Source organism: Microcystis sp. M_QC_C_20170808_M9Col, from assembly GCF_007095495.1.
Classification (GTDB): Bacteria; Cyanobacteriota; Cyanobacteriia; order Cyanobacteriales; family Microcystaceae; genus Microcystis; species Microcystis aeruginosa.
Genome location: NZ_SFBZ01000026.1, coordinates 1 through 4,305 on the forward strand (window position 1 = coordinate 1; position 4,305 = coordinate 4,305).

Here is a 4,305-nt window from a genome sequence, read left to right on the forward strand (position 1 = left end):
TTAAGATGAAGCCTAGCTACTTTTATCCGTTGCTTGTGATAGTTGTTAGACTGTTTCTTTCCTTTACGAAATCGTTTTGATAATCTCCTTTGTGCTTTTTTAAGTCGTTTTTCTGACTTGCTTAAATAACGTGGATTCTCTACAGTATTACCTTGGGCATCGGTATAAAATTCTTTTAACCCTAAGTCAATTCCTGTTATTTGTCCCGTTGGTTTATGGTATTCTTGCCGCTCTACGTCAATCAAAAACTGGCAATAATAACCATCGGCACGTCTAACAACTCTTACCCGTTTAATCTGTTGTTCTGAATAATAAACTAAGGTTTTTTGACTACACCATAAATCAAATTCTCCTGCTTTAAAGCCATCGGTAAATCTGATTTTACGTCGATCATCAGATAGTTTGTAGCCTGTTAGTTTGTATTCAACCGAACGGCTATGCTTTTTGAACCGAGGAAAACCCTTTTTCCCTGGTATCTTAGCATGACAATTCTGGTAAAACTTACTAATTGATTGCCAGGCTCTATCAGCAGCCGATTGACGAGCTTGAGAGTTTAATTTATTAACATAAGGGGTCTCTTTATTGTTAGCTAGTACCGCACAAAGTTTTTGGAGATCATTGCGGGTTGTCCCTTGATTGTCCATCCAATAACGAACACAAGAGTTACGCACAAACTGAGAAGTTTTGATAGCTTCATCAAGCTGGTGATATTGCTCTGGGGTTCCGTTTTTTAGCTTTGCTTCTACGACTAGCATCTAACAATCCTTGACCTTTGGCTAATTTAATTGTAACACAGTTTACCTACAAATGGTAGAATTAAAGTCGGGCTTCTCAGTTAATATCTTGGTCGGATTTCATCCCCCGCAAAGGTGAGTATCTTGTCGAAAAATTTAGCGGGGGCATTCATCCGACATTTTAGGTAAATCCATCCACGAGCGCCCGAAACTGGGTTGGGGATTGACAATCCCGATACTCAGGGTGAGCAGCAGGGAAATTATTGTTAATAGCCAAAAACGGCAGAAAATAGGGCGCATAGACGATTCGATCCCATAAAAACCTCATTCCCATTCTAGACAGTCCCTATCACCCTTTACCTGTTACTGTCCGCGATTGGTTTGATAGACGTAAAAGTTAAATAAATCGAATAAACTGCCAACAAAAGCAAAGGTGACAGCGATGGTTAACAGGCCTTGTAGGGGATAACCGCCGCCGAAAATGGTTAAAAATTGCAGGATTTGGCTAAAACCGGTCTGACAAACCCAAGTAAAGCCGGGGACGTGACTGGTGGCCAATAAAGCCGTTAAAATAGAACCCACCAAGAGGACGGGAGCAACAAAACTTAATAGGGTGGAAAATAGCAGGGAACGGAGCAAAGTAAGCATGGGTGCTGATCTCCAGAGAATTAGGGGGCGATCGAACGGGAATAGGAATCTATACTCGCTCCCCTCTAGGATATACGTTCATCTCGGCTAGGGGCGGTTTTTTAAAAAATCTTAAAATATCATTAAGATTCTTGGTTAATAACGATTAAGTGGTACACAAAAGTCAACCCGATAATTGCTGGGTCAGCCTTTTTCAGTGATCAGTAAACAGTGATCAGTAATCCGTCAGGGGTGGGGAAGTGGAGAAGTGGGGGAATTTCAACTAAAACCCTAAAACCCTAACACCCCAAAACCCCCCCCGCAACGCGCACGCAGTGACCACCCCATCACCCTGTCTCCTGACTCGGAGACTCGGAGACTCCTGATAACTGATAACTGATAACCGGTAACTGATCACTGATAACTGGAACTACCTGAAGCATTGATCCCCGTGGTGTGGTACTGTCAATTCAGTGTATTTATCGGCACTGGCTTAAGATTTGTCGCTATTGTCCTCCCCTTCTCTCGTCGCTGTTTTTGAGGCTTTCTATGACCGACATTCCTTTCACCCTAGACCAACTGAGAATTCTCAAAGCGATCGCTGCCGAAGGAAGCTTTAAACGGGCGGCAGATACCCTGTATGTATCTCAACCGGCGGTCAGTCTTCAGGTACAAAACCTCGAAAAACAGCTAAATGTGCCGTTATTTGACCGGGGCGGTCGGAAAGCCCAATTAACGGAAGCGGGACACCTACTCTTAAGCTACGGCGAAAAAATTATCACTCTCTGTCAAGAAACCTGTCGGGCGATCGAAGATCTACAAAATCTGCAAGGGGGAACCCTGATCGTCGGCGCTTCCCAAACCACGGGAACCTATCTTCTTCCCCGCATGATCGGGCTTTTTCGGCAAAAATACCCAGAAGTATCCGTACAGCTACAAGTTCATTCCACCCGTCGCACCTCTTGGAGCGTTGCTAACGGTCAAGTGGATTTAGCCATTATCGGGGGGGAAGTTCCCGCCGAATTACAAGAAACCCTGCGGATTATCCCCTACGCAGAAGATGAACTGGCTTTAGTCCTGCCGATTTTTCATCCTCTGTCTAAGGTAGAAATGATTCAAAAAGAGGATTTATATCGACTAAAATTTATCACCCTCGATTCCCAATCGACGATTCGCAAAGTCATCGACAAGGTTTTAACTCGTTGCGAGATCGATACCAAACGCTTAAAAGTGGAGATGGAACTTAACTCGATCGAGGCGATTAAAAATGCCGTACAATCTGGGTTAGGGGCGGCTTTTGTCTCGGTGACAGCGATCGAAAAAGAACTACAAATGGGAGTTATCCACGCTACCAGAATTAAAGATGTGGAAGTACGACGCACTTTGTCGGTAATTATTAACCCGAATCGCTATCGATCAAAAGCCGCCGAAGCTTTTACCCTAGAAATACTACCCCAATTCTCCACCTATCCAGAATATCTGGCTGACGACCACAACTTTGAACCGATTCCTAACTCGCAACCCGCCGAAATTATTAGTAAATAAGTCGCTCGAGATGGGCAAAATCTCCCTACATTTAAGCTATCTCTTGGGAAAATTACTGCCGGGATAAATTACTTTTTTATCGACTTTAATCCAATGGAGACTCTCTAAACGACTTCTAAGATTAGTAATAGTTACTCCCAACTCGTCGGCGATCGCATACAGAGGTCCCCATTTCGTCAAGTCACGTCCCTTGATGGCTTTCTCTAACTCACTCATCGGCATTAGTAAACAACTGGCAAAATATTGGGCTTGCCATTCAATTCTTTGGCTAGAATCAACTGTCCGACACAGAAAAGGTTGAATTGTCTCTAGGGAATCTCCCTGATTGATTCGATCCAAAAAGTTAGAGACAGCTGTTTGATTAATATGGAGTACAAAATGACCAATTTCATGGGCTAAACTCGAATTTTTAAAACCTTCTTTTGCTAGGGATGAATTTTGGGAATCTTTTAAGAATTTTACATCTTCATTAAGAATAATTTTCTTTTCTGTGGGAATAATCATTGCGGCGATTTCTCCCTCTTGATCTGGCTTTATATCCGTCCATTCAATAGCCAAATCAAAATGATCGGCCGCTGCTTCCGCAATATCGCAATTTTTTAAGGGACGACGACGATGAGCTTTTACTTTCTTAAGAATATTGTCTGCCTGAGCTTCAATCACTGCTTTGGGAATAAAACTATAGGGTTTAATAATATCCAAGATATTTACTCCTGCTCATCTAATTTTGTCGCCTCAGAAATAATTTTTTGGGCAAAATTAGGATTGTCTTTCATGCGACGCAATAAAATCGGCATTTGTTGGTATTTTTGAACTAATTCTTTGAAGACTTTTTGATCATCTGAACTAATTCGTCCCGCCAATTCTCCTAATTTTTGAGCATTTAATTTTAAGTGAGTCGCTAAGGACTCAATAACTTGCTGACTAGGAGGATAACCCGCATGATCATTTTCTAGCTTCGATAGATAGGTATAGTCCACCCCGATCAACTTAGCTAGTTCTCTCTGACTATATTCCTCCTCTCGACGAGCTTTGCGGATAACCTGTCCAAATGTTTCTGACACTGCTTTTCTCTCAATCGCTCAAAAAAAATTATATCAAGGGTTGACTATTTCAGTCAACATAGGCTAGAGTTAGTTCATTGGCGTTGATTATTTTAGTCAACACCAGAGCAAACACTGCCGTATCATCGAAAATTTTGGGTCTGAAACCCCGCCGTTTTACGGCGGCTTTACCGTTAAATACTAGCGCATTTAGACGATATATTCTAGAATGTGAGGCATGGAAAAAGCCTATTCGTTTCGATTTTACCCCACACCAACACAAGAGTCGCTATTGCGGCGCACATTGGGCTGTGTAAGATTAGTTTACAATAAAGCTCTCCACGAACGAACACAAG

General features: G+C 42.3%; 7 protein-coding genes. 2 read left to right on the top strand and 5 right to left on the bottom strand.

From position 1 onward, the window contains the following. From EWV68_RS01695 to EWV68_RS01705, 3 genes are all read right to left on the bottom strand, one after another. Window positions 1-755 (bottom strand): RNA-guided endonuclease InsQ/TnpB family protein (locus EWV68_RS01695; RefSeq protein ID WP_287168603.1); only part of this gene is annotated, 755 nt, incomplete at its 3' end. A 135-nt stretch (window positions 756-890) separates the two neighbouring features. Beyond that, window positions 891-1,034 (bottom strand): hypothetical protein, encoded by a 144-nt coding sequence (locus EWV68_RS01700; protein ID WP_223210688.1) that lies wholly within the window; start codon window positions 1,032-1,034, stop codon window positions 891-893. A 63-nt stretch (window positions 1,035-1,097) separates the two neighbouring features. Next, the gene (locus EWV68_RS01705; protein ID WP_012265204.1) at window positions 1,098-1,382 is read right to left on the bottom strand and encodes a hypothetical protein; all 285 of its coding nucleotides are present in this window, start codon (window positions 1,380-1,382) and stop codon (window positions 1,098-1,100) included. Window positions 1,383-1,910: 528 nt separating this feature from the next. On the opposite strand from EWV68_RS01705, the gene EWV68_RS01710 reads away from it, so the two are divergent. Further along, the gene (locus EWV68_RS01710) at window positions 1,911-2,906 is read left to right on the top strand and encodes a LysR family transcriptional regulator (RefSeq protein ID WP_149988435.1); all 996 of its coding nucleotides are present in this window, start codon (window positions 1,911-1,913) and stop codon (window positions 2,904-2,906) included. Window positions 2,907-2,942: 36 nt separating this feature from the next. Here EWV68_RS01710 and EWV68_RS01715 read toward each other — a convergent pair whose 3' ends face one another. Then, window positions 2,943-3,608, bottom strand: coding sequence for an ImmA/IrrE family metallo-endopeptidase (locus tag EWV68_RS01715; RefSeq protein WP_287168604.1), 666 nt, complete (start codon window positions 3,606-3,608; stop codon window positions 2,943-2,945). Window positions 3,609-3,613: 5 nt separating this feature from the next. Beyond that, on the bottom strand, window positions 3,614-3,970 hold the full coding sequence (locus EWV68_RS01720) for a helix-turn-helix domain-containing protein (RefSeq protein ID WP_061432362.1): 357 nt from the start codon (window positions 3,968-3,970) through the stop codon (window positions 3,614-3,616). Between the two features lie 217 nt (window positions 3,971-4,187). Here EWV68_RS01720 and EWV68_RS01725 point away from each other — a divergent pair. Continuing rightward, window positions 4,188-4,305, top strand: a 118-nt coding sequence (locus EWV68_RS01725) for a helix-turn-helix domain-containing protein (RefSeq protein ID WP_287168605.1), incomplete at its 3' end; no start/stop codon positions are given.